Genomic DNA, 1728 nt, shown 5'->3' with positions numbered 1-1728 from the left:
CAGAGCCTGTTGCGGAATGGGGTTTGGCTTGGGGCTGGTGCTGGGCGGGGGTGTTGCAGGGTGGGGCTCTCGGGGGCTTGCTAGGTGGTGCAGGTGCGGTGGAGTTTGAGCAGGTTGGTGGTGGCTGCTGCGAGGTGGAGTTCGCTGGTGGCGGCGGTGAGTCCGCGGCGGCTGAAGGTGCGGAGTCCGGTGAGGTCTTTGAGGTGGCCGATGACGGTTTCGACGGTGGCGCTGCGGCGTTTGTAGGCGCGGTGTCCTTCGGGGGTTTGGAGCCGGTGGCGCATCTGGTCGATCGCGGGCGCGTCCTTGGGTGGTGGTCCGGTGGTGGGGCTGGTGGTTACGGCGTGGTGCTGGTCGCGTGCTTTGCCTAGGGCGATCAGCCGGTCGGGGCCGGTGGCGGTGAGGTTGTCCTCGGACAGGTAGCCGGCGTCGAACAGGATCAGGTCGATCCCGTGGTGAGGATGCGGATCCCCGTTGGCTGTCAGGGCGGGGTGGTGTTTCCCGATCAGCGCGGCGGCTGCGAGTGCGGCGGTGGTCATCGGGACGCATTGGGCGGTGTCGGTGGTGTCTTGGGTGATGGCGGTGGCAAGGATGAGGTGGTCGTCGGTGACGGCGAGCTGGGCGTTGTAGCCCTGGGTCCAGCCTTTTCGGGTCTTCATGATCCGTGAGTCGGGGTCGGTGACGTTGCGCCGCGGCGCGTCCTGCTGCTTCTTCACCGTGGCCTGTTGCGCCGCGGCGAGCCTGGCTTCCCGCTCGGCATACCGTTGTTCGGCCTTCGCGAGCCGTTCCCGGGCGCGGCGAACCGCGCCGGAGTCGTCCACGGCTTGCGCGGGCCGGCCGCCGGGGCGCCGTCCGGCCGCCTCCCATCGAGCCTGGTAGTCGTCCACCGCGGCCTGAGCCTTGGCCTCGGCCCGCCGCACCCGTTCCCGCGCAGCTTCCACGGTGGCGTCGGCCGTGGCGTCGGCCGCGGTCTGCTCGGCGGCCCGCTCGGTGGTCTCGGTCTCGATCTGGGCCAGGCACTCACGCAGCCGCTTGACCCGGTCGCCCCCACGGCCGCGCATCGACGGCGGCAACTCATCCCCGCGCTTGTCACCCAACACCGCGTCCTCGGCCGCATCCGTCGCCGTGGCCTCACCGACGATCCGCTCGACCTCCCGGGCGATCTCGGCGCGCAACCCCTCCTCGGTGCGGTTGGCATCGATCGAGGCGTTCGCCGCGATCTTGGTGCCGTCCACCGCGATCGACCCGACCCGCCCCAGCCCCGCCTTCACACACAGCACCAGCACCTGCTCGAACAGGTCCTTGAACGCCTCCTCGTGCTCGGAACGGAACCGCGCGATCGCGGTGTGATCCGGGACGTCCTGGGCACAGATCACCCGGAACGCCACATCCGTGCCGCACAACCGCTCGATCTGCCGCGACGACCGCACCTTGTGGGCATAGGCATACAGCAGCAACGTGACCAGCATGTCCGGATCGAACCCCGCCCGGCCCTGGGAAACCTTCGCCCTGGCCCGCCTCGAATGGAACACCGACGTGTCCATCGCCTCGACCGCATCGATCAAGAACCACACCAGATGATCCTCCGGCAGCCAATCCGCCATATCCGGCGGCAACAGAAACGCCTGACCACGATCCACCGGCCGATACGAGTTCGCCACCACCCAATCCTCAACCACCACCCACACCCCAACCCCCAGCGGCACACCCCATTCCGCAACAGGCTCT

General features: G+C 68.9%; 1 protein-coding gene. It reads right to left on the bottom strand.

Going from position 1 to position 1728, the window contains the following annotated elements:
• Positions 1-80: 80 nt before the first annotated feature.
• Positions 81-1661, bottom strand: coding sequence for a transposase (locus tag E0H92_RS43920; protein ID WP_202874144.1), 1581 nt, complete (start codon positions 1659-1661; stop codon positions 81-83).
• Positions 1662-1728: the final 67 nt, after the last annotated feature.

Source organism: Kribbella speibonae (assembly GCF_004331375.1).
In the GTDB taxonomy this organism is placed as follows: domain Bacteria; phylum Actinomycetota; class Actinomycetes; order Propionibacteriales; family Kribbellaceae; genus Kribbella; species Kribbella sindirgiensis.
The sequence above is the reverse complement of the archived record's forward strand: the minus strand, read 5'-3'. Positions and strand labels throughout refer to the sequence as shown.